Source organism: Vibrio sp. MED222 (assembly GCF_000153005.1).
GTDB classification, from domain to species: domain Bacteria; phylum Pseudomonadota; class Gammaproteobacteria; order Enterobacterales; family Vibrionaceae; genus Vibrio; species Vibrio tasmaniensis_A.
Map to the genome: position 1 here is coordinate 1,180,250 of NZ_CH902606.1, position 22,970 is coordinate 1,203,219.

Here is a 22,970-nt window from a genome sequence, read left to right on the forward strand (position 1 = left end):
AAAGCACAAAACAGGAAGAGAAAGGCTGACGCTTTTCTCTTTTTTTATGTCTAAAAGTCGCTAATCTTGCAGTATTCGTCATGTAGACCGAGACTCTCGTAAAGTGGATAAGCATGAGTAATAAAAACAATAAAACTGAACTAGAAAAAATGCTATCTGGACAAGTGTATGATGGTGCAGATCAAGAAATTGATACCATGCGTGCCAATGCCAGAAAGTCGCTAATGGCTTTCAACCACCACCAAGACCCAAACCAGCAACACACATTGCAAGAGCAGCTATTTGGTAAGGTTGGTAGTAGCAGCTTAATCCAACCCCCTTTTCATTGTGAGTTTGGCAAAACCATCGAGATTGGCGACGACACCTTCATTAATATGAACGCCGTAATGCTAGATGGTGCGAACATCAAAATCGGCAACAATGTTTTAATTGGACCAAGTGCGCAATTCTATACGCCATCACACTCCCTTGATTATCGTAGCCGCCGTAAATGGGAAACCTTCTGTTTACCAATAACAATCGAAGATGATGTATGGGTTGGCGGTAACTCAGTGATCAATCAAGGCGTGACAATTGGGGCTCGTTCAGTGATTGCTGCGAACTCTGTGGTCAACAGTGATGTACCGCCAGACTGCTTATACGGCGGTACACCAGCGAAGTTGATTCGACATCTGAATACCGAACAATAAAGCTAAAGAGAAGAATAAAACGTATCAGTAGAATGAAGCCACTTAGAACAACAAATAGAAAAGAGGCGATGTTCATATGAAACATCACCTCTTTTTTGATTAGTTAGACGTGTCTCTTCTATCGAATGGATTTCGTTCCATGGCCTTTTCATACTCACTTTTCGGGCTACTCAAGTACGTGGTTTTGACGAACTTTTCCCAATCAGAAAACAGCGATTCTATTGGTTGCTCTGTAAGTTGTGATGGATCACCATTGCTTTTAATGAGATAAACAAACGCCTCCTCCCCCCATGAACGTTCAATAAACTCACCGACCGTATAGCCAAGCTCATAAACAGCCGAGCTACTGTTTGGCTTATGGTATAAATCCTGAACTAGCCCATCGAAACGGCGACTGATGGCAGTCCTGTTATTGACGTGAAACCAATAATCTTCAGATTTGTAGATAGCGATAGCTTCCCACAACCAACGCGGATTATTCGCAAAGTTCGGATTCACTTGCAGAGTCAGTAAATGTACGAACTCATGCAGTGCGGTTTTATGGATCTCACCACCAAAATAGAGCAGCCTAATTTCATTGCTTTTAGGGTCAATATACCCCGTAGAGAAAGCATATCGATACCCTGTGCTCCGCTCCTGCTCATCCAAATAGGCTTTTTGGTTTCGCCATACTCTCACCGTTATGACAGGTATTGAATCAAGGCCGAAGCTCTTCATCAAAGGAGCCTGTTTGAGCAATAGCTCGTTGTGAATACTTGGAATTATCGAAGGTGAGGTTCCATCGTAAAGGACATACTTAAACTGCCCTTTATCTGATTCATAGCAATTGTGACAGGGTTCTTCACCTTGCATCTGCAGCATTGCTGCCACAATAAGAACCAACCCAGATAAAGCGAGAACCAAAAAAGTGATCATTGATCTTACTGAGTATTTTTTCATCTTGTTAAACCCTTAGAAAGAAGAGTTAAATCGTTAACCCGAAATCATCAAATCCGTTAACGATTCAAATCAATACCCAGTGCAAGCAATTCTCTTTCACACTGAGACACATCACTAAACTGGATACCGGCCATACCTACAGCCTTTGCCCCTTCAACGTTATAGGGCATATCATCAATGAAGACGGTTTCTGAAGCTTCAAGACCATTATTAGACAGCAGCGCTTGGTAAATCTCAGGCTGCGGTTTAAGCATGCCCAATTCAGCGGATACCGCCGCGCCATCAAACAGCGGCCAAAATTGGTAGGTGGCTTTTAGGTACTCAACAATCTCAACCACGTTATCGGTTAACGCATACACGGCATAGCCTGCTCGTTTTACTTGCTTGATGAGGTCAATAGAACCGTACAGTAAGATCTGCGTTTGCTTTACGTAGTAGAACAGGCGATCGCACTCTAATGAAGATAAATCTAACTCTTGTTGGTAGCGAAGTTTGGCTTCATTTTCGGTTAAGAACCCTTTGTTCAAATCCAACCAAATCGTACTTTGGAAAATTGAACTCGCTTGGGTTTCCAGATCATCAAGTTCCCCGAAAGTCAGGCGAGTAATTTCTAGCGGTGACCAACGTACAATCACATTGCCGACGTCAAATACCACATTTTTTATTTGATGAGTACTCATACCTTGCTCCTGAATTATTCGCGTGAAATAACAACAACACCGACATTAAATGCCGCACCTTAAAGTTCATAACCTTGTTTTACAAAATAAGGACTGAAATCACAATATGTCATCGAGCAGGTACGAAAAAGGCCATCATAAAAATTAATGCCGTTCGGATAAGCATTATTGCTTGAACCTGAACGGATATTTGGCTGGGACAAAGAGGACTGAACGTGGAAACGTTCGGTCCTTTCTTTTATCTGGAAGAATGAAGTGACTCAAACTGTCTCTCATCCTTTTCAGTTTTACAGGTAGAGTTCCGTCTGGACTTAAAGCTAACCAACGTAATTGCGCATCAATAAGGTTAATTGCGGCGGTAAAACTGACCCTAGTCGCTCGAACCCCGGCTTCTGAAGCTATCTTAACCATCTCTAATCGCACTAAGTTATAGGCAAGTAATACGCCCCACAGCTCTTGCTTCACACCGGCAGAAAAACGACTTCGTAAAGTGACGTGACTTTGCAGTTGAGTCTGTTTAATTTCACCATAACCTTCTTCTATCTCCCAGCGTTGCCAATAAATACGCAGCAGGCTTTCTAGCGAGTATCTACTAGGGTCTGTAAGTGAAGTAATAAAACCTTTTATCTCACCTTTTGGCTCTTGATATAGGACTAATCTGGCTTCCCAACGTGCGGGTAAATTCGGATTCTGCCGTTGAGCTTGAGGAGAGATGGGCATTGAGATGAGCATGTCGTTCTCCGCATATTTCTCCAACACTTCATAGCGTAGCTTACGCTTTGCAGGCATTAACCAGTGAGCATTTTCCGCACTCTCTTGCCACGACAACAAGAGGTCTGCCGAGAAATAACAACGATCAAATAAGGTCAATGAATGTGCGGGGATATCATTGAATAGGCGCTTAGCTAAGGTCGTTTCACCGACATGACAGCCATCAAAAGCCGCCCCCATAATCATTCGAGTTTCTGTTGACATCAAAGCGACTAAACGAAGTTGAGGGTAAGGTTTCAATTTTTTAGAGATGAACCCAAATTCTTCAGCGTTCTCTGGGGAATCTTGGCACCTAAATGTTGTCCCATCGACAGCAAGAACATTAAGCTCTAAGTCTTTGTCTTGTTGAAGGATATCTCCATTCCAAGCCTTTACCGTTGTGTGAAACAGAGCCGCTAACGGACTCTCATCTAGACGTCGGCGTGAATCAGTTAGGACACTGGGTGCAACACGAGACCAGCTATCTTCAGGTTTAGGCTGAAGTGCAATGTCTAATGAACTGCACACCTCTTTGATAGACATGTTGCGTTGCAGCCCCATCCAAATAACTAACCAGACAGCTTGCTGAGCGGGAAGCCGACGTCGTCTTATGCTCGCTTTATTGGTTTCAAGAAGAGCTTGTTCTATCCACTCAATCTGAATGGCGTCGACAACAGATTCATAATTGTCGGCATCTTCAATGGTCTCGTGTGCCATTGCTAATTCTTGTTCAAGCATAAAAAAATCCCCATCAACGTTGTTGATGGGGATTATCTGCTAACTGCAAGATCGTTCAAGTCTTCTTAAACGATCGGCATTAATCATAAAAATGGCCTTTACACAGAATTTTTTGCAGTCTCAACCCTACAGATCAAACGTTCAGTTAGTCGATGGGATGGGATGGGCTCACCGCTCTTTATTTAAGCAGCATTCACTGATGATGTGACCTTTTGCTTTTGTTCAAAAAACTCTTCATGTAATGCACAAATGGCCTCTTGATACTTATCGTCGCTCACAACAAATTGTACATTCACGTTTCTCATCGACGAATGTAACGCAATGGGCGTAACACTATTGCTCATCAAAGCCAATATGCCATTCGCTAGCGTTTTATTGGTGTCAATTTGAGAGCCGATCGCCGAAATGATAGCGACCATACGTCCCGAAATAGATGCTTTCGGATATCGCTTCTCTGCCTTATAAAACACCTTATTTAAACTTTCTGAACTGCCGCCTAGATAATACGTAATAGAGTTAGCATTCATCTCTTTTCCGATAAGGTTAACTCTCGCATCCGCGATAATTTCCATTAGTTCATAACTGACGTTATCAGCCTTACCGACCATCCCCTGATCAAATACATGCAATGCATATACTTTCTGCTTTCCAGCAATAATCTCTATCTGATTGGTGTCTGGGCGGTAATCTGAAGAAATCAGTGTACCTTCATGCTCTGGTTCAAAAGTGTTCTTTATTTGTAGTTCGATTCCACTCTCGCGCAACCCTGCTGCGGCATTAGAATGAATAGCTTCCATACCAAGGTTTGCTAACTGATCGGCAACATCATAATTAGTCGCTCCAATTGGTTTAACAGAGCTAACCCCAACCACTTTTGGATCGGCCGAACTAAAGTGATACTCCTTATGAATAATAGCTAGTGATGCCTTAGTCATAGTCGCGATACGGCTAAACGTCATCTCACTGTAACCACGATCATAAGTATGCATCAAACCTTCTTTACAATAGGCATAACCCGTCACTATAGGTAGCTCTTCAGCCACATTTATGTCTGAAAAAGCATCTCTGATGGTATCGTCCAAACTCTGAGGAGTCTTGTTATCCCAACCAGAAAGGTCAACAAAGGTTGAATTAATACCAATATTTTTCAATTTAAGAGCCGTATTATACGCACTATGTGACTCGCCAATTGAAGAAAGAAACTCGCGGATCTGAGGCAAGTAATGCCTCAATGAAAACTGACCGTATTGACACGTTTCAAGGATATTTGTAATACAGTTCTTCGCTTCTGAAATACGCGACCGGATGAACTTATCAGCACGCGCACGATTCATAGGATCTGCAAAAATATGCTCGTTGATCAACAACATACGGCTTTCAATGTAAGATAACGCTTCTTCCCAAGAATCATCACGCATTGCGATCAATTGATAAACACCTGGCTTGCCTGTTTTTTTGCACTCCAAAAGTGCATCTGTCATCCCGCTATAAGCAGACACAACAAAAATTCGATTGTACGGGTTTTTCGGGCGGAGAATAATATTGTCGAGCACAGCATCAAATGCTGTCATGGATGTACCGCCGATTTTTTCTACGGTAAATGTCATAAAAGACCTTAGTTATAGAGAAGCAATAAAGACTAGATAAATGGAAATTGGGGTGAGATTTCACCCCAGAAAAAGTCGGTTAATCAACCAGAGGATAAACGCCGTTTTCATCGTGAACTTCAGCGCCAGTAATTGGCGGATTGAATACACACGCCATAACCATTTCTTTGTTTTTATACGCACGTAAATAGTGTTCATCGTGCTTATCAAGGATATAAAGCGTCCCAGGTTTGATGGGATAAGTCTCACCACCAACCACTTCAATTTCGCCTTCACCACTCATGCAATATACTGATTCTAAATGGTTTTGGTAATGAATATGTGTTTCCGTCGCTTCATAAATTGTCGTGATATGAAATGAAAAACCCATGTTGTCATCTTTCAACAACATGCGAGTACTTTCCCAATTATCCGAAACAATACGTCTTTCGCTATTGCGACATTCATCAAGTGTTCTAACAATCATTTTGCTGTCCCTATTACGATACTTTTTTGAAATACTTAGTTGCTACAATTTCTACTGAATCTTCGAAGATGGTTAAACCTTGCATCAGTTCCGATTCAGATATCGTCAGTGGGCAAAAGAACTTAACTATTTCATCGTTAGGGCCAGCTGTTTCAATGACCATACCGTTTTCAAAACACGTTTTGGCAATTTCGTCAGCCGTGTTTCCATCTTTACATTCAATGCCAATCATCATTCCACGTCCCTTGCGTTGAACGAATAGCTCTGGGAAACGCTTGATATTGCGTTGAATGACATCATCGACCATGCTTGAGCTACGTTGAATATGATTTTCAAAATCATCATTTGACCAATACATTTCTAACGCTTTCGTAGCGGTAACGAACGCATGGTTATTACCACGGAAGGTGCCGTTGTGTTCTCCCGGCTGCCATTTGTCTAATTCAGGCTTTAATAAAACGACGGCCATCGGTAAGCCATAACCACTTATCGACTTAGACAGCGTGACTATATCTGGCTTGATACCTGATGGTTCAAAGCTAAAGAACGTACCCGTTCGACCACAACCCGCTTGGATATCATCGACAATGACTAAGATATCGTGAGCTTTACAAATTTTACTCAAACGCTGTAGCCACTCATTTGAAGCGACATTCAATCCACCTTCACCTTGAACCGTTTCCAATAAGACGGCTGCTGGCTTATCCATACCGGCAGAATTATCAGCTAACATCGTTTCGAACAATTTTAATCCATCAATGCCAGCGTAACCCTCAAATGGCAAACGCGTAACGTTGTTAAGGTTTGAGCCCGCGCCTTGTCTATGATGTTGGTTACCCGTAGCAGCCAGTGCACCTGCAGTACAACCATGAAAACCATTGGTAAACGCTACAATGCTACTTCGGCCTTTCACTTTTTTAGCCAATTTAATCGCGGCTTCAACGGCATTAGTTCCTGTTGGGCCTGTAAATTGAACTTTATAATTGAGATCTCTTGGTTCTAGAATTAAGCGAGTAAGCGCTTCTAAAAATTCAGCTTTGGCTTCTGAATGCATATCTAAACCGTGCGTAATCCCATCCATTTCAATGTAATCAAGCAAGGCTTGCTTAAGTATTGGATTGTTGTGACCGTAATTGAGAGATCCTGCTCCAGCAAGAAAATCGATGTAACGATCACCTTGTTTCGTTTCAAGCCAGCAACCTTTTGATTTACTAAAAGTAACTGGAAAACTATTCGAGTATGAACGTACGTTAGATTCCTGCTTTTTAAAAATATCCATGATAATGCCGTTATTTAATTCCTATAAGTGTTTGATTATTTAAGGAGGATTCGATAGAGGTATTCGGTATCGTGCTGCCCGTTAAAGTGAAGATTTTCATCTAAGAAAGTAGTCACTTTCCCGGTGTTACCGTTTTTTTCGTCCAGCTTTTTGAACAATGCCCAAGACGCTTGGTTTGATTCAGTGATAGTCGTTTCTATCGCTTCAATGCTCTTTAGGCCCTCTCGTTTAAGTAAGGTGTTCAGCATCTTGTAGGCTAAAGCATTGCCTCTAAACTTAGGCGCCACCGCCACTTGCCAAATAAAGAGAACATTGGGCTCACTGGGTTTTTGGTAACTAGAAATAAAGCCAGCAAGGTCACCTTCATGCTCCACTAAAATACAAGTTTTACTAAAGTGAGTAGACTGCAAGAAATTGCAATATGAAGAGTTAGTATCTAATGGAGGGCACTCTGAAATTAATTGATAAATGTTGTTGCCATCCGAAACTTCTGGCTCACGAAAATTCCATTTTTCAATCATCTTTTCTACAACCTCTGGATACAATATCCAAGGCGCTGATGTAATCATACCGAGACATTTCCTTTGAACTCTAATTAAATTCCTTTTAATTATGAGCATTTCCCATACACAAAGATCAACACATTAGCGCTAAAAATCAAATTTTAGCGACGAAGATCACACTTGCGCAAGTATTATATGTATTAAATAATACTTTGAGTTCTAATGTATTTATTGGGTCGGTATAAATTTGAGAGTCTTGAAGGGAATAGACGAAAGGAAATCGTTAGTGCAATTCATAAAATACAGCGTTCAAGTGCCTGAGTAGGAAGGATAGGAATCAGCAAAAATATCGACGACTCCAATACTGAATAAGGTAAACAGTGACGCTCTAAAAAGAGATGGCTTAGGCTCTAATATTGAAACGCAGATACCTAAAACAAAAAAACCTAGCGTGAGATAGCTAGGTTTTTCAAGTAAACATAAATTGGCAATCAATCAAAAGAAACAAATTCGAATCACTGAGTTAATCGCGAATTACTTCAGGGGATCATTATCAGGCAGAGCCTTGTGTATCCATAATGCTAAACGCTTCTTAATATTCGCGCCATCAAGCTTACTTTCAGGTAAAGGCGTGATCTGATTAACTCCAACAAGAAACAAGTACACAGCCTTAACTTTTATAGGTTGAGATGAGTGTGGCAAATCAAAGCCTTGTAACTTTGCCATTTTAGAACCGACTTCCAGAGCTTTCTTTAGCAATTTATCTTCATTAATGATCTTCGCGGTTTTCGACATATCATCTCCATCATCTTAATCGAATGAACACTGAGTATATCAAACCGAAAGACTCACAAGATTACTTCGCTCTCAGTTTGACGAGTCGCTTTGATAAATTGCAGGTTACGGACTCCAAATACGGAAAAGCCCAAAGTTGTTAGCTTTGGGCTTTTCTTCTAACTGCTGTGGTTAATTACGACAGAGTGATACGACAACCGAGTTTTACAGCGTGATATGCAGAATTGGAAAATCAATCAGGCATCACAACAATACCCATGGTTTCAAGCAACTGATCTTGTTGCCAAGCGACAATCTTAATCCCTGTCGTATCCACTTTACGAGGGTCTAACCCTTCTAATTCCGCATGACACAAGTTAGCCCCCTGCATACTGAATTGCCCCCATACATCTTCGGAGAACACGCCTCGGCTGAGATCAGACTCTTTCAGTGACGCACCGCCAAGGTAAGTCCCTATCCAGCGGTTTTCAAACAACTCACACTTTTCCAAGCAGGCCTGCTCCAAGTTGGCGTATGACAAGTTACAGCCCGTAATATACGCAGAGCAAAAGTACATCCTATTGCTTACTTGATTGGCAAAGTTAGCACGAGTAAAATTCGCTCCTTTTAAATCGCATTCACGCAGCTCAATCCCATAGCAATTCGCATTACTAAAGTTCGCCATCGCCAACTGGCAATTCTGGAAACTTGCGTCTCGTAAATCGGCAATATCAAAGTGGCACCCCTCAATATCGCCTTGTTCAATAAACTTACAGTTAATAAACGTTGCATCACGTAAGTTCGAACGTCTGAAATCACAACGGATAAACGTACAGGCCGTAAATGTAAGCTCTGATAGATCTTGCTGAGCAAAACTGTGCTGATGATAAGTGCTGTTATTAGTGTCCATTTAACCCCCTAAAGAAATCAAGCTAAGACTACCATTGTGATCTTAAGAAAACATCAAATTAAAAACCAACAAAAACAGCAACTTAAAACACCATAATTTGGCCATTTTAAGGCACCAAACGAGCCGTTTAAGGTTGTTATTTTCGTTTTATGGCATGCGCTTATCTTGAAAAAAGTTTTGTCGCTTAGAAGCGGGGGAGATTAAACACAACGAGAAGATCATCATATGTCAGCACAAACTTGATACAATAGCCTATATAGATACCTTCGCTTGATACTTGGTCTTTCGAAAACCTTAGCTTATATCGATAGGCTACAACTAAAAGATGATTTTTATTAGTAAAGTCAGAAAAATTGGGAGGCCAAGATCAAAAAATGGCCGCTTGATGCGACCATTTTATAACTCTTTAAACTTTTTCTTAGCTAGACAATTTAAAACTACGTTAGCTCTTGACGACGTTTGCAATGCCTTCAAGCTGTAGAACTGGAGCTGCGTCGATGTCTTCGGCGTTCATCATTGCAGACACACGTTGCATCGAAGAAAGCAGTAAGCTTTGCTCCCATGCTTCTAAATTTTGGAATTTTTTAACGAAGTTATCTTGTAGCGGTGGTGGCGCATTGTTAAGTAGCTCTTGACCTTTTTCAGTCAGATTTGCGTGTACTTTGCGGCGATCTGACGAGCTGCGAACACGTTGTACGTAGCCGTTCAATTCCAAGCGATCGATGATCGTCGTTGTCGTCGCTTGACTCACATTAGTTTGATTAGACAATTCTTTGATCGTCACATTACCCATCTCTTGGATTGCGCGCATTAAAATCAATTGAGGGCCCGTCAAACCATACTCTTTACTCAGCTTTTTCGAGTGTAAATCGATAGCGCGAATAATTTGGCGAATAGCGACCAAGATTTCGTCATGTTTATCCAAGATGCAGACCTTTGTACTAATATACTGTGAGTGACTTTACAGGGTCGTGGCGATGAGATTTTCCAAACTGAACAGCTTAGGATCGCTCGAATTACACTGTAAATTGATAATTTACTTCATTGATTTTTCCGCATTGTACTGATGTTAATACTATTCTCAATCTTTTCTATACCACTAAACTTGCGTGGTACGGCACTTTTGCTTAATGAAGGGGGAATCAAAGCTTCAATGACGGCAAAAATAATGAGTCAGAGAATACAAACTAAAAGAATAATATATTTTAATAATCATAGAGGTAGAGAGATTTAGCCCTCTCTACCTAATAAAAAACCAGCCTAAATTGCTAAGCTTAAAAACGAAATTTTACGCAGCGGTATTCATCTGAAAGTTACCAGTAAGCGCATTATAAAATTCACTGTTATCCAAAATACCGACCAGTTTATTGTCTTCCACCAGCAAAATCGGATGATTACTTAGCTGTTTCAGTTTAATCGCATCGCGCATGCCAATCTCTGGGCTTGCCACTACCACACTCGACGCGCTGATTGCCGTTAAATCGTCAGATTCGTTCCACTCAACAAGCGCTAAAGTTGATTCACCTTTTACAGATAAAGTACCTTCACTCTGCTCAATCCATAAGTCTTTAGAGTCACAGATCTTCCAACTTTCATCTTCTTGTTTCAAAGAATCCAGTGGCTGCATCAACGAACGACCTTTCAATACGTTCAACGGGTTAGTGTGTGCGACAAAATCTTTCACATATTCCGTTTTTGGTGTGAGTACGATCTCTTCAGGCTTACCATGTTGAATCAACTTGCCTGACTCCATGATCGCAATGTTATTACCAATCTTCAGCGCTTCGTCTAAATCATGACTCACGAACAGAATCGTTTTGTTAAGCTTGTTTTGCAATAGAATTAGCTCATCTTGCAACTGCGCACGAATCAGCGGATCAAGCGCTGAAAACGGTTCATCCATAAGAAGAATGTCGGTATCCATCGCAAAAGCACGCGCTAGGCCAACACGTTGCTGCATACCGCCAGAAAGCTCATGCGGATACTTGGTTTCCCACTCAGCCAAACCCACCATTTCAAGTTGTTCACGCGCTTTAGCACGACGAACATCTTTGGCGACACCTTGCATCTCTAGACCAAACGCCACGTTATCTAACACGTTTAACCAAGGCATTAGGGCAAATTTTTGGAACACCATAGAAACGCGGTGAGTACGAAGATGACGCAAGGTCGCTTCGTCGCACTGTTCACCTAAATCAACCAGCTTGTCTCCATCTTTGATCGCCAATGAGCCACGGCTGATCTCATTCAAGCCGTTAACTGCGCGAAGCAAAGATGATTTACCAGAACCAGACAAACCCATCAGCACACAAATCTCGCCTTCTTCAACGGTCAGCGACACATTATCTACGCCAACGACTTGGCCAGTCTCATCAATGATCTCTTGGCGAGTTTTACCTTGATCGAGCAACTCAAGCGCTTGCTTCGGCTTATCACCAAACACAACATCGAGATTCTTAATGGTAATCGCGTCCATTGTCTTTTTTTCCTGAGAGTTAGACATGATTATGCTTCCTTCTGGTTTGGTGTTTTGCACAAGCGATCAAGAATGATAGCGACTAATACAATCGCCAGCCCGGCTTCAAAACCTTGTGAGATGTTCACTGTGTTCAATGCGCGAACAACAGGTTTACCAAGCCCGTCAGCACCGACAAGAGCAGCGATAACCACCATCGAAAGCGACAACATAATACATTGAGTGACACCTGCCATAATACTTGGTAAAGCAGCCGGTAATTCGACCTTCATCAGCAATTTCATGCGGCTCGCACCAAACGCTTTACCCGCTTCAATCAACTCTTCAGGTACTTTGGTGACGCCTAAGTAAGTCAAACGAATTGGTGCGGCAATGGCGAAGATGATGGTCGAGATTAAGCCAGGAACGATGCCCAAGCCGAATAAAACCAAAGTCGGAATCAGATACACAAACGTTGGAACCGTCTGCATTAAATCAAGAATGGGTCTAAGCACCGTATATAACCAAGGGCGATGCGCGGCCATAATGCCAACTGGAACGCCAATTAATACGGAAATCGTTGTCGCTGCAAACACGAGGACAAAGGTTTCCAGCATTTCTTGCCAGTAGCCAAGGTTTAAAATAGTCAGCAAAGCTGCAACCACGAAAATCACAAGCGAGGGTTTACGGTGTAAATACCATGCAATCGCTGCGGTCATCACGATTGGTAAAGCCGGTGGCATCCACTTAAATACATCGACTAAAAACATAATGACGGTTTCTAGAAAAATCGAAATAGCGTCAAAGAATCCTGCTGCATTGATTGTTAGCCAATCAACACCCGCTTCCATCCATTGACCAACAGGGATTTTGTTTTCCGTAATAAAATTCACAATATTGCCTTTTATTATGGGTGGGCTACTTCAAACCAATAGACAATTGGCAAGCCCACCTTTTTTATTTATAGAGCTTTGATAAATAGATCGATAGGTAGGTAAAACTAAGCTTTAACTTGTTTTAGGTATTCAGTAACCGCTTGAGCCGCTGATTCACCTTTATGCGTTTTTACGTTCTCTAACCAAGCTTCAACTTGTTGAGGGTTATTGTTCAACCATTGTTGAGCCGCTTTCTCAGGCTTCACTTTTTGGTTAAGAATCTCTTCCATCAACTGGTTTTCCATCTCTAGAGTGAACTCTAGGTTTTGCAGAAGTTGACCGACGTTTGCACATTCAGACACGTAGTTTGAACGAACATTGGTGTAAACATTCGCGCCACCGTAGTTAGGGCCGAAGAAGTCGTCACCACCTGATAGGTATTCCATCTCAACATTGCTGTTCATTGGGTGCGGTGCCCAACCAAGGTAAACGATCCACTGGCTACGACGAGCAGCGCGAGATACTTGCGATACCATGCCCGCTTCACTTGATTCCACTAGGCTGAAATCTTTCAAGCCAAACGCGTCAGCATCAATCATTGATTGGATTAAGCGGTTGCCATCGTTACCCGGCTCAATACCGTAGATGCGGTCTTTAAATTTGTCGGCATGTTTTGCTAGGTCGGCGAAGCTTTTCACGCCAGAGTCGTACACGTATTTTGGTACGGCTAGTGTGTATTTCGCACCTTCAAGGTTGGCACGCACTGTCTCTACCGTTCCCGCTTCGCGGTACTTAGCGATGTCGCCTTCCATAGTTGGCATCCAGTTACCTAGGAATACGTCAATATCGCCGTTCGCCATTGAAGAGTAAGTAACAGGTACTGAAAGTAGGTCAGTTTTTGTTTTGTAGCCTAGGCCTTTCAGTAGCTCTGAAGTGACCGCCGTTGTTGCGGTAATGTCTGTCCAACCAACATCAGCGAAGCGTACGTTTTCACATTGTTGTGGTTCAATAGAAGCGTTAGCACCAAATGCAAATGCAAATGAACTGATGGCTAGTGCTGTTAACGTTTTCGTGGTCATGTTCTGAATATTTAGAGTCGTCATAATGGTTCCTTTTTATCTTTCCTTTTTCTGCTCGATATCAACACCGATAGAGAGCAGTTCTTCTGACTTTTGACTTTTGACTAATTTTTGTTGTTACTTTTTGCTTTTTCTATTTTTGAACTATTTTCTATTTTTGAACTAATAACAGAGGCTTACGCTTCTCTTACTGGTTTATTTATTCTTTGCTTCTCTTGCCACTCAGGTGCAATCCACACTGGAACGTCCTGCGCTTTGAGCATTGGCTTACCCAAAATCAAATCGGAAGCACGCTCGGCAACCATAATGGTCGGGGCGTTCAAATTACCGTTTGGAATGATTGGGAAAACCGATGAGTCGACAACACGTAAGCTGTCGATACCGCGAACGCGACACTCTTCATCAAGCACCGCCATTGGGTCGTTATCTGAACCCATTTTGCAGCCACATGAAGGGTGATATGCACTTTCAACGTTCTGCTTAACCCATTCGTCAATCGCTTCATCAGAAGTAATATTTAGACCCGGCTGAATCTCTTTGCCTCGGTACACATCCATCGCAGGTTGAGACAAAATCTCACGCGTCAGACGAATACAATCGCGCCAATCTTGGCGATCTTGTTCAGTCGAGATGTAGTTGAAAATGATCTCTGGCTTGGCATGCGGATCAGCAGAAGTGATCGCAACCGTACCGCGACTCTCTGGCTTGTTAGGCCCAACGTGTACTTGGAAACCGTGACCATCAAAGGCCGCTTGCCCGTCGTAACGCATCGCTGCTGGCAGGAAGTGATATTGAATGTTTGGCCACTTCAATCCTTTGCGAGAACGAATGAACGCGCACGATTCAAAGTGGTTAGTGGCACCAAGGCCTTTGCGAGTCAGAATCCACTCTGCGCCAATCATGCCTTTGCTGACTAAACCAAGCTTGCTGTTGAGCGTGATGGGTTCGTTACAGTGATATTGGAAGTACACTTCCAAGTGGTCTTGTAGGTTTTCACCGACGCCACTGAGTTCGTGTTTAAGCTCAACACCCGCCTTCTCAAGTACCGCTTTCGGGCCGATACCAGAAAGTTGCAGCAGTTGAACCGAGCCAATAGAACCCGCAGAAGAGATCACTTCTTTGTTCGCCACGGCCACTTGGGTATTGCCTGACTTTTCAAACTCAACACCAACCGCTTTCAGGCCTGATTGACCTTCTGATGACTGGTCTTTTGCGACGAGTGCTTCAAGTAAGAAACGACGTGCCACGATGCCTTTTTTCAAGGTAAGATTTGAACGCTTCAATGCACGACGTAGATAAGCGTTAGAGGTTGAGGCTCTAACACCCTTGTCTACCGTCATATGCATGGTGCCAAAGCCTTCTTGCTGGTAGCCGTTGTAATCTTGTGTTTCTGGGTAACCGGCGTCTTTACCTGCATCAATGAATGCTTGGTAAAGCGGGTTGAGCTCCATATCGTTACCGTTACAAGTGCCGACAGGGCCATTGTCGCCACGATATTCGTCACCACCTTTATTCCATGATTCAGCACGGCGGAAGTAAGGCAAGCAAGCTTGGTAATTCCAACCGGCTGCGCCCTCTTCTTCCCATTGGTCAAAGTCACAAGCGTGGCCACGAACGTAAACCATGCCGTTGATCGATGAGCTGCCACCCAACACCTTGCCGCGTGGACAATGCAGTTCACGTCCATCAAGGCCCGGTTCTTGTTGGGTCTCAAATTGCCAAGCGTACTTTTCAGTATTCATCGGGTAAGAAAGCGCAGTCGGCATTTGGATAAAAATACTCTTATCCGTACCACCCGCTTCCAATAGTAAAACGCTATGTTCACCGCTTTCCGTTAGCCTATCCGCTAACACACAGCCGGCCGAACCCGCGCCGACGATAATATAATCGTAGCGTTGTTCCATGTTTTGATTTCCCTGAGATAAGTCAGTAGGGCTAGCTCTGTTAAGCTAACCCATAAAATTGAGTGTTACGCGTTAGGCATAAGGGCTGGCGTAGTCGCCAAGTTCAATAAGAATGCTCTTAGTCTGCGTATAGTGGAGTAGAGTCTCTGGCCCGTTTTCGCGGCCAACCCCTGAAAGTTTGTAGCCACCAACAGGCATTTCTGCAGGTGAGTCACCCCATGTATTAACCCAACAAATACCCGCCTGCATTTGATGAATAACACGGTGAGCGCGAGAAAGGTTTTGCGTGAACACACCAGCCGCAAGGCCGTATTTGGTATCGTTAGCACGACGAATCACATCGTCTTCATCGGTGAACTTCAACACTGACATAACAGGGCCGAAAATTTCTTGCTGAACGTGAGGCATGTCGTCATGGCAATCGGTGAATACCGTAGGAATAACAAAGTTGCCGTTTGCTAAGCCGTTGTCCGTCACTTGATAACCGCCAGTCAGCAGGGTTGCGCCCGACTGTTTAGCCAGCTCAATTGCTTCAAGGACTTTTGAAAGGTGTTCTTTAGAAATCAACGCGCCGATCTGAGTCTCCATATCCATTGGGTTACCAATGATTAGCTTCTCAGTGCGTGTTTTAAGTTGGTCGATAAATACGTCATAGATGTTTTCGTGTACATAAACACGAGTACCGTTAGTACATACTTCGCCTTGGGTGTAGAAATTAGCGACCATTGAAGCCGACACCGCATCGTCCAATTTCGCATCATCAAAGATGATCATTGGTGATTTACCGCCGAGCTCCATCGTTACAGACTTGAGTGTTTTAGCACTGTCTGACATTACCGCTTTGCCCGTACCGGTTTCGCCTGTGAACGACACTTTAGCGATGTCTGGGTGCGCCGTTAGCATTTGGCCGACACGGTAATCGCCCTGAACTACGTTAAACACACCATCAGGAAGGCCAGCTTCTGTGAAGATCTCAGCAAGTTTAAGTGCCGTTAGCGGCGTTTCTTCTGAAGGCTTGAAAATCATCGCGTTACCCGCAGCGAGTGCTGGAGCCGATTTCCACATTGCGATTTGGATAGGATAGTTCCACGCGCCAATGCCCGCACAGATACCTAGCGGTTCACGACGTGTGTAGAAAAATTGGGTGTCACTAAGAGGTTGTTGATCGCCTTGCAGCGTAGGTGCTAGCCCTGCGAAGTACTCAATAACGTCGGCGCCAGAAGCCACATCGACTTCGATCGCTTCTTGTAATGGCTTGCCCGTATCGACAACCTCAAGGTTCGCAAGGTCATTATTTCGAGCTCTAAGTATCTCTACCGCCTTTAAAAGAATGCGGCTGCGTTCTACGGCTGTCATTGCTGACCATACCGCAAACCCGCGCTTCGCCGATTCAATCGCATTTTCGACGTCAGCTGAAGAAGCTTGGCCAAGCGTTGCGATAGGTTCGCCGTTTGCAGGGTTAATGCTGACGAAAGTTTCGCCTGAGGTAGCGTCAACCGCTTTACCATCGATGTATAACGAGTTCATTTCCATTTGATCTTCTGACTTAATTATTGTTGTTAGACTCTATCGGTCTATGTATTTGTGAATGCATATCGTTGTTGAGAGCGAGCCTTTTGAGCTCACTCACTAGAATTTTTGATGACTCATTAATCACGCTGACACGAGTAAAACGTAAGCTGCTTGTCTAAGTAGTCATTGATGATTGCACGAGCTTTGTCGGCGTTAATGCCTTCAGGATTGAGCGTCCCTCTCAGCCAGATGCCATCAATTAATGATGCGATGCCGTGTGCGATCAATTCCGCTTGATCAGGTTGAAAAAACGATTTTAATTCAATAAGTAAGTGAGAAATCAAACGCTTTTCATTCACGCGCTGAAGGCGCTTGAGTTGAGCGTCATGCATCGAATAAGACCAGAATGCGAGCCATGTTTTCGACACTTTATTTTCCGCTTGATAGCCTTCGAAATTACCGTTGATGATAGCGTTGATCCTTTGCTGGTGAGCATCAGCAGGGAGCGCTTTTAATTCTGTTGTTACGGTATTCGAAAGTTGGCGCAGTATTTCTCGCATGGTCTCTTCGAGCAGCCCATGCTTTCCACCAAAATAGTGATTAATAATGCCAGTGGAGACTCCCGCTTCTTTGCTGATCAACGCAATACTCGCGGCATGCAAACCCACTCGATCAATCACCGTCATGGTGGCTTGAACAAGCTGTGGTTTACGTATGTCAGGCATCCCAACCTTGGGCATTTCTTATTCCTTCTATTTTATATTGAACGTTCAGTTAAGTATAAAATGACAGAAATTTAATTAGGGTTCAAATGATTATTTAAAACAAATTCGTAACAACACACCATTCAAAATCAAATAAATTATTTTAAAACAATGCTTTAAATATCATTTAGATCACTAAATAAAATCATTAAAGATTTGAGGTATGATGGTTACGGGTCAAAAGTTTTGCTTAGGAAGAGCAAAAAATAAATCAGTAGGAATACGTGTAGACACTTTTTGGGGGGAAGTTAAAAGGTAGTATCAATGAGTCTTAATACTGAAATTTAAGATTAGGAAATCTGCACTCAACAAAGTAACGAATCAAGACATGAACAAAAAAAAGGCCGATAATGACAGAGCCATCACCAACCTTTGCGGAGTCGTTATTGTTACTTTCTTTGACTACTCAATACGAGTAATAAAACCGTACTTATCAGAGTCTGCTTTGGTCATCCAGTGTTCACCGGAAGCCGGGGCAGAATCTAAAGTGAAGATATAGAAGTCTATCCCTTTTTCTCCCATCACCTTTTTAAAATAGGTCGCTTGCTGACGATGACTCTCATTGGTGTATGGGAATTCTTTGGCCGTTTTATTCCCTTCAGCCCAACTATGCACACCCACCTGTTTATTCAGTTCAATGACCTTGGTAGTATCAGCGCGTTGCAATATGCGTGGGTTGCCAGCAGCAAATAGATCCGTACCACCCGAAAAAACCGAACCCGTTGGAGTCACAACCGTCGTCATCTTGTTGTTATTGATCATACGCCCGGTGTACATGTTGATTTCGTCATCAGCACTACCGCCAATATGGTTGGTAAACTTCAACGTCATCTCACTGCCTCGGTATAACTTCACGATATCAAAAAGCTGAGAATAGGTTGATGCGCCTAGAGTGGAAGTAATCCGTTCAACAGCGCCAGTCTCGTTGAGCACATCGCGGTAAAAAGCGTTGAAGGCAAACGATGTGGTAATGGTGACTTTATTACCATTTTTGGATTTACTCAGAATCGTCGAACCTAGGCTCGTCACGTATTGCGACAACTCGTTTTGGTATTCAAGATTAACGGAGACTTTTTTATCCTTCGTCATTGCTTTTATTGACGTAGTATCACTAGAAGTAAAGCGTTGTGCTGCATCACAATCAAATAGATCCAAGCCCTTGCTCTCTGTATAAATACCACAACTATCAAACCCAGCTTCAGGAAAGTACAGATCAACACTTTGACCTAAGCCATCCAAAAGCCTAATCACTTTTTGCTTATCACTAATGTCTTCAGCAAACTGAATTTTTTCATACAAAATACCATCGTAAGAGAGCTTCATAGCCTCTTCTTGGAGCTCTTGCCTCTCTTGATACAACTCACCAAGTTTAGCTGAAGAAAATACGTAGTCAGCCTTCGGTTCCTTTTGCGAAATGGTGGTTGATTGTCCCGTGTTTGAACTTGAATTACAGCCAGCCAAGAGAGCCAAAGGTAACGCTAGCAACGTATTTCGATAGTACTTCATACCATTATTCCCCAAAATTTTGATTGGAGAAATTCTATTGGTTAACAATTAAATTATCTGTCGTAACTATGTAATGGAATGTATTTCATCTATATCCTCGCCCCCCTTCCTTGCTAAAAACACTCACTTCAGAGTGCAAACCAACTCATAAGACCAGTTACACGAGCTTACATTCAGCCACTCTAAAATTATATATAATGCTAACAAATCATCAACAAGCCACATGGAAAGCCACTTCAGTAGTGTCAGGCAATTAAAAATATCAATAAAGGTAGACAATGAAGCGTTCACTATCTTGGACCATTATTTATCCAATCATAGGAATAGCACTTGCTTGTATTTTACTATTCTCTTTAATATCGACCGTTATCCTTGAAGATTTCGTTCAAAAAGTGTCGGTTGAAAATGCAAAGAACTACGTGACTACATTTCATAGTATTCGTAACTATTACTCATCAAATGTCATACAGAAAGTTGTTGATAGTCAAGAACTCGTGGCAACAGCCCAGCACCAATCCTTAGAGAACACTATTCCGGTTCCTGCTACCTTCTTAATCGAAATGCTTGATAAATCTGATAAAGATCTCACCATCACGACCTCGTTTACCAGCCCTTATCCTTTTAAAAACCGTCAAGGTAGGCTTTTTGACGAATTTCAACAACGGGCGTGGGTAGCGATTAACAAGAAACCAGATGAGTTCTACGTCGAGTTTGTACAAGAGCAAGACAGAACCCGAGTACGCGTCGCTCGGGCAGACCGCCTCAATGACCAAACTTGTGTAAACTGCCACAATAGCCACCCCGACTAGCCTAAACACGATTGGGAACTCAACGATGTACGAGGGATTCTCGAGGTAAATACAGTTGTAGATGAATGGCTAACATATGGAAAGATGATCAATCAATCTTTGATGTCTATTAGCATAATCAGCTTTATGACGGTGATGTTTATTAACTTTGCCATCGCTCGTCGAGTATCGACTCCGTTAAAAAACATCACTCGCTCTCTTAGTTTATTGGCACAAGGCAAAGAAGAAAGTGCGTCTTTACCACCAGCAAAATATTACGAGATAACAGAACTACAAAGTGCTTTTTCTAGCCTTTATGATAAAGAACAGCAACGCAGAGCATTAACAAAAGAAATCGAAACACTGGCTTACTATGATTCGCTCACTAAGTTGCCGAACCGTCTTGGGTTTTTGCGTTCGCTTGATGAGTTGCTTAATAAACACAAAGAAAAAAATGAACGCATCACCGTGTTAATCATTGATATTAAGCGTTTTAGAGATATCAACAATACACTCGGCTATAAAGCTGGGGACACAATCTTGCTTCATCTAGCCAACCGCTTATCCGCATGCGCAACCATGGTTGATTTTAACCTAGCTCGATTGGATGAAAATAAGTTCTGTATCGCAGTGCCTGCGAAAGAACACAATGGCGATCAAGGTTCTGATGCTTTTTTTGCTATGTTGATTGATGTGGTTTCAAATGAAATTATCATTGATGAGAACAAGATAAAACTAGTGGCTAACCTTGGTGCAACCTGCAGTTCAAATGGCGCACAAAGCAGTTCTGAAATGCTCATTCAAGCGAACATCGCTCTATATGTATCCAAGGAAAAAGGCGATGACATTACGGTTAAGCATCAACCTGAACTGTCAAATGCTGCGTTGCGACGTATAACGTTAATCAAAGAGATAAACAATGCGATTGAAAACAGAGAATTTATTCCTTATTACCAACCTCAATTTTGCTTAAAGACCAATCGTATCATTGGTGCCGAAGCGCTCATGCGTTGGAAAAAGCCAAATGGAGACCTCGTAAGGCCTGACCTTTTTATAGAACTGGCAGAGCAATCCCATTTAATCATTCCAATGGGGGCTCATATTTTCGAACAAGCTACCACTGATTGCCAACAGTGGCAGAATCATAAAGCGCTTGCAGGTGTAAAGGTTGCCGTTAATATTTCGAGCATTCAGTTTTCGGAACAGAACATTTTAGATCTGACACAACTAACCTTAGAAAAAACTGGCCTTTCTCCGAGTTTACTGGAATTAGAAGTAACAGAAAGTGCCATGTTGGGTGATGTGTCGAAGGTCGTGGCTGTATTGAATGACTTAAAGAAGTTAAACATTGAAATAGCGTTAGATGATTTCGGTACTGGTTATTCATCTCTTAGCTATTTGAAGCTACTCCCTATAGATCGACTGAAAATAGATCGAGAGTTTGTAAAGGACTTACTTAGCAACACCGATGACCAAGCTATCTTGAGCATGATTTGTAAGCTAGCAACCGAACTCTCACTCAATGTACTTGCTGAAGGCATTGAAGAAAAAGAGCAACTTGAATTTTTAGGCCGAGCAGGGTGTCACGAAGTACAAGGCTTCTATTTCGCAAAACCAATGCCACTAGACGATTTTGTTCTGTTTGCCAAAAATCATAACTCGGAACTCATAAATACGCATGCTTAGGTTCAAACCGTAGGCCTTAATTTTTGAGTTAAAATCCAATTAAGTTCCAACCAGCCATGAAACCTCTTTAAAAAGATGCTTCATGGCTGGCTCTTCTGTTATTAAACTAAAAACTCGACATTAGAGCTCTCATTTCCGGCCTTCTTCGCTAACAGACTAAAACACCACCTCTAACCTACTGAAAAACCCAAGCAAAAATTACAAATCGGCATTGAACTAGCATGGAAAGTGTTTAATCATTCACATCAGGAATTTCTTCGTGACGCATTTGTGATGAATATGCAACAGTAGGAGCTGCCAAAATTAAACGCACTCACGTAATTTCAATAAATTAAACGCACAACAAGGCTGATAACGGAATGACAAAACCTAAAATGATCATCGTTGAAGACGATTTAAAACTTCAGCAAATGCTAAAGGATTACTTTGTAGCACAAGACTTTGAGGTCACCGCGTTAGACGATGGCAGTGATGCTGTGCAAACCATCCTTGACGATCAACCTGATATCGTGTTGTTGGATTTAATGCTTCCTGTAACCGATGGGCTGACAATTTGCCGACAGACTCGTACGCTCTTTAAGGGTAAAATTTTAATGCTCACCGCCAGCGATGATGATTTTGATCACGTTGCAGGTTTAGAGACAGGTGCTGATGACTATGTCACCAAGCCAATCAAACCAAGAGTTCTACTGGCAAGGGTCCGCTCGCTATTACGCCGTCAAGAAACCAATACACCTCTGGTTGATGATTCAAGTAGCCTTCAGTTTGGTCAACTTACGCTGAAAAACACCTATAAAAAGTGCGAGCTTTCAGATGTAGTTTTATCACTGACAGACAGTGAATTTGACCTACTTTGGCTGTTAGCATCCAACCCTGATACCCCGCTGTCACGTGATTACTTAACTCAAACGCTGCGTGGGATCGAGTACGACGGGATCGACCGGACGATTGACAACAAAGTAGTACGTTTGCGAAAAATACTTGGTGACGACAAAGCACCAGCAGAGAAAATTCAAACCATTCGCGGAAAAGGTTACTTATTTGTTTCGACCGCATGGCATTAACC

Annotated in this window: 21 protein-coding genes; 4 read left to right on the forward strand and 17 right to left on the reverse strand. The window is 42.5% G+C overall.

Going from position 1 to position 22,970, the window contains the following annotated elements; genetic code table 11:
- Positions 1-113: 113 nt before the first annotated feature.
- The gene (locus tag MED222_RS16445; protein ID WP_009845964.1) at positions 114-689 is read left to right on the forward strand and encodes a sugar O-acetyltransferase; all 576 of its coding nucleotides are present in this window, start codon (positions 114-116) and stop codon (positions 687-689) included.
- Positions 690-788: 99 nt separating this feature from the next.
- Here the strand turns inward: MED222_RS16445 and MED222_RS16440 are convergent, their stop codons facing one another.
- The 17 genes from MED222_RS16440 to MED222_RS16360 form a co-directional block, all read right to left on the reverse strand.
- Entirely contained in the window at positions 789-1,628 is an 840-nt protein-coding gene (locus tag MED222_RS16440; RefSeq protein WP_009845965.1) for a hypothetical protein, read from the reverse strand.
- A 56-nt stretch (positions 1,629-1,684) separates the two neighbouring features.
- The gene (locus tag MED222_RS16435) at positions 1,685-2,308 is read right to left on the reverse strand and encodes an HAD family hydrolase (protein ID WP_009845966.1); all 624 of its coding nucleotides are present in this window, start codon (positions 2,306-2,308) and stop codon (positions 1,685-1,687) included.
- A 165-nt stretch (positions 2,309-2,473) separates the two neighbouring features.
- A complete protein-coding gene (locus MED222_RS16430) occupies positions 2,474-3,796 on the reverse strand; it encodes an IS4-like element ISVbsp1 family transposase (protein WP_009845967.1) in 1,323 nt (440 codons plus the stop codon).
- A gap of 182 nt (positions 3,797-3,978) precedes the next feature.
- Positions 3,979-5,403 carry an aspartate kinase gene (locus tag MED222_RS16425; RefSeq protein ID WP_009845968.1) on the reverse strand — a complete coding sequence of 475 codons (1,425 nt, stop codon included), beginning with the start codon at positions 5,401-5,403 and terminating at the stop codon, positions 3,979-3,981.
- 79 nt (positions 5,404-5,482) lie between these two features.
- Complete coding sequence (locus MED222_RS16420) at positions 5,483-5,869, reverse strand: ectoine synthase (protein ID WP_009845969.1); 387 nt, start codon at positions 5,867-5,869, stop codon at positions 5,483-5,485.
- Between the two features lie 13 nt (positions 5,870-5,882).
- Positions 5,883-7,148, reverse strand: a complete 1,266-nt coding sequence (gene ectB / locus MED222_RS16415) for a diaminobutyrate--2-oxoglutarate transaminase (protein ID WP_009845970.1) — start codon at positions 7,146-7,148, stop codon at positions 5,883-5,885.
- A 35-nt stretch (positions 7,149-7,183) separates the two neighbouring features.
- Entirely contained in the window at positions 7,184-7,717 is a 534-nt protein-coding gene (gene ectA, locus MED222_RS16410; RefSeq protein WP_009845971.1) for a diaminobutyrate acetyltransferase, read from the reverse strand.
- A gap of 468 nt (positions 7,718-8,185) precedes the next feature.
- Complete coding sequence (locus MED222_RS16405) at positions 8,186-8,446, reverse strand: DUF5062 family protein (RefSeq protein WP_009845972.1); 261 nt, start codon at positions 8,444-8,446, stop codon at positions 8,186-8,188.
- 232 nt (positions 8,447-8,678) lie between these two features.
- The gene (locus MED222_RS16400) at positions 8,679-9,335 is read right to left on the reverse strand and encodes a Qnr family pentapeptide repeat protein (protein ID WP_009845973.1); all 657 of its coding nucleotides are present in this window, start codon (positions 9,333-9,335) and stop codon (positions 8,679-8,681) included.
- A gap of 442 nt (positions 9,336-9,777) precedes the next feature.
- Positions 9,778-10,260 (reverse strand): MarR family winged helix-turn-helix transcriptional regulator, encoded by a 483-nt coding sequence (locus MED222_RS16395; protein WP_009845974.1) that lies wholly within the window; start codon positions 10,258-10,260, stop codon positions 9,778-9,780.
- A gap of 363 nt (positions 10,261-10,623) precedes the next feature.
- Positions 10,624-11,838 carry a choline ABC transporter ATP-binding protein gene (choV, locus tag MED222_RS16390; protein ID WP_009845975.1) on the reverse strand — a complete coding sequence of 405 codons (1,215 nt, stop codon included), beginning with the start codon at positions 11,836-11,838 and terminating at the stop codon, positions 10,624-10,626.
- A 2-nt stretch (positions 11,839-11,840) separates the two neighbouring features.
- Complete coding sequence (gene choW / locus MED222_RS16385) at positions 11,841-12,683, reverse strand: choline ABC transporter permease subunit (RefSeq protein WP_009845976.1); 843 nt, start codon at positions 12,681-12,683, stop codon at positions 11,841-11,843.
- Between the two features lie 107 nt (positions 12,684-12,790).
- Positions 12,791-13,768, reverse strand: coding sequence for a choline ABC transporter substrate-binding protein (locus tag MED222_RS16380; RefSeq protein ID WP_009845977.1), 978 nt, complete (start codon positions 13,766-13,768; stop codon positions 12,791-12,793).
- A 152-nt stretch (positions 13,769-13,920) separates the two neighbouring features.
- Entirely contained in the window at positions 13,921-15,648 is a 1,728-nt protein-coding gene (gene betA / locus MED222_RS16375) for a choline dehydrogenase (RefSeq protein ID WP_009845978.1), read from the reverse strand.
- 72 nt (positions 15,649-15,720) lie between these two features.
- On the reverse strand, positions 15,721-17,181 hold the full coding sequence (gene betB, locus MED222_RS16370) for a betaine-aldehyde dehydrogenase (RefSeq protein WP_009845979.1): 1,461 nt from the start codon (positions 17,179-17,181) through the stop codon (positions 15,721-15,723).
- Between the two features lie 116 nt (positions 17,182-17,297).
- A complete protein-coding gene (gene betI, locus MED222_RS16365; protein ID WP_009845980.1) occupies positions 17,298-17,900 on the reverse strand; it encodes a transcriptional regulator BetI in 603 nt (200 codons plus the stop codon).
- Positions 17,901-18,326: 426 nt separating this feature from the next.
- Complete coding sequence (locus MED222_RS16360; RefSeq protein WP_009845981.1) at positions 18,327-19,430, reverse strand: hypothetical protein; 1,104 nt, start codon at positions 19,428-19,430, stop codon at positions 18,327-18,329.
- Positions 19,431-19,708: 278 nt separating this feature from the next.
- On the opposite strand from MED222_RS16360, the gene MED222_RS22590 reads away from it, so the two are divergent.
- From MED222_RS22590 to MED222_RS16355, 3 genes are all read left to right on the forward strand, one after another.
- The gene (locus tag MED222_RS22590; RefSeq protein WP_009845982.1) at positions 19,709-20,239 is read left to right on the forward strand and encodes a c-type heme family protein; all 531 of its coding nucleotides are present in this window, start codon (positions 19,709-19,711) and stop codon (positions 20,237-20,239) included.
- Positions 20,240-20,341: 102 nt separating this feature from the next.
- On the forward strand, positions 20,342-21,904 hold the full coding sequence (locus MED222_RS21415; RefSeq protein WP_232281797.1) for a putative bifunctional diguanylate cyclase/phosphodiesterase: 1,563 nt from the start codon (positions 20,342-20,344) through the stop codon (positions 21,902-21,904).
- A gap of 359 nt (positions 21,905-22,263) precedes the next feature.
- Positions 22,264-22,968, forward strand: coding sequence for a response regulator transcription factor (locus MED222_RS16355; protein WP_009845984.1), 705 nt, complete (start codon positions 22,264-22,266; stop codon positions 22,966-22,968).
- Positions 22,969-22,970: the final 2 nt, after the last annotated feature.

Coding starts and splice junctions, on each gene's coding strand:
- choV (WP_009845975.1), bottom strand. CDS start 11,838: ATGTCTAACTCTCAGGAAAAAAAGACAATGGACGCGATTACCATTAAG.
- betI (WP_009845980.1), bottom strand. CDS start 17,900: ATGCCCAAGGTTGGGATGCCTGACATACGTAAACCACAGCTTGTTCAA.
- MED222_RS16430 (WP_009845967.1), bottom strand. CDS start 3,796: ATGCTTGAACAAGAATTAGCAATGGCACACGAGACCATTGAAGATGCC.
- MED222_RS16400 (WP_009845973.1), bottom strand. CDS start 9,335: ATGGACACTAATAACAGCACTTATCATCAGCACAGTTTTGCTCAGCAA.
- MED222_RS22590 (WP_009845982.1), top strand. CDS start 19,709: ATGAAGCGTTCACTATCTTGGACCATTATTTATCCAATCATAGGAATA.
- MED222_RS16420 (WP_009845969.1), bottom strand. CDS start 5,869: ATGATTGTTAGAACACTTGATGAATGTCGCAATAGCGAAAGACGTATT.
- betB (WP_009845979.1), bottom strand. CDS start 17,181: ATGGAAATGAACTCGTTATACATCGATGGTAAAGCGGTTGACGCTACC.
- betA (WP_009845978.1), bottom strand. CDS start 15,648: ATGGAACAACGCTACGATTATATTATCGTCGGCGCGGGTTCGGCCGGC.
- MED222_RS16440 (WP_009845965.1), bottom strand. CDS start 1,628: ATGAAAAAATACTCAGTAAGATCAATGATCACTTTTTTGGTTCTCGCT.
- MED222_RS16380 (WP_009845977.1), bottom strand. CDS start 13,768: ATGACGACTCTAAATATTCAGAACATGACCACGAAAACGTTAACAGCA.
- MED222_RS16435 (WP_009845966.1), bottom strand. CDS start 2,308: ATGAGTACTCATCAAATAAAAAATGTGGTATTTGACGTCGGCAATGTG.
- ectB (WP_009845970.1), bottom strand. CDS start 7,148: ATGGATATTTTTAAAAAGCAGGAATCTAACGTACGTTCATACTCGAAT.
- MED222_RS21415 (WP_232281797.1), top strand. CDS start 20,342: ATGTCTATTAGCATAATCAGCTTTATGACGGTGATGTTTATTAACTTT.
- MED222_RS16360 (WP_009845981.1), bottom strand. CDS start 19,430: ATGAAGTACTATCGAAATACGTTGCTAGCGTTACCTTTGGCTCTCTTG.
- ectA (WP_009845971.1), bottom strand. CDS start 7,717: ATGATTACATCAGCGCCTTGGATATTGTATCCAGAGGTTGTAGAAAAG.
- MED222_RS16355 (WP_009845984.1), top strand. CDS start 22,264: ATGACAAAACCTAAAATGATCATCGTTGAAGACGATTTAAAACTTCAG.
- MED222_RS16405 (WP_009845972.1), bottom strand. CDS start 8,446: ATGTCGAAAACCGCGAAGATCATTAATGAAGATAAATTGCTAAAGAAA.
- MED222_RS16425 (WP_009845968.1), bottom strand. CDS start 5,403: ATGACATTTACCGTAGAAAAAATCGGCGGTACATCCATGACAGCATTT.
- MED222_RS16445 (WP_009845964.1), top strand. CDS start 114: ATGAGTAATAAAAACAATAAAACTGAACTAGAAAAAATGCTATCTGGA.